Source organism: Micromonospora sp. BS32, assembly GCF_059089345.1.
In genome coordinates this window covers 1-404 of sequence record NZ_JBSSHR010000151.1, presented here as the reverse complement: position 1 = coordinate 404, position 404 = coordinate 1, and the positions used below count along the sequence as shown (strand labels likewise).

At 66.8% G+C, this 404-nt stretch carries 1 protein-coding gene; it reads left to right on the top strand.

Features of this window, described 5'->3' with window-relative positions:
- Window positions 1–404, top strand: a 404-nt coding sequence (locus AC5RWQ_RS30685) for a TIM-barrel domain-containing protein (RefSeq protein WP_494286079.1), incomplete at both ends; no start/stop codon positions are given.

The window sequence follows — 404 nt, the reverse complement described above, 5'->3', positions numbered from 1 at the left end:
CGCCCTACCAGGACGGCTACCTCTTCGGCTACGGGCACGACTACCAGCAGGCGCTCGAGGACCTGGCCACGCTCACCGGCCCCTCCGAGCTGCTGCCCGAATGGGCCTACGGCGTCTGGTACTCCGAGTACCTCGACCGCACCGCGGCCGACTACGAGAACACCATCCTGCCCGACTTCCGGTCCGAGAACGTGCCGTTGGACGTGCTGGTCACCGACACCGACTTCAAGTCGCCCGCCACCTGGGACGGCTGGGAGATGGACCCGTCGAAGTTCCCCGACGAGAAGGCGTTCTTCGACTGGGCGCAGAGCCAGGGCCTGCACAACACCCTGAACATCCACCCGCGCATCATCAGCACCGACCCGCAGTTCGCGCAGGCCGAGGCGACCGCGAAGAACAAGCTC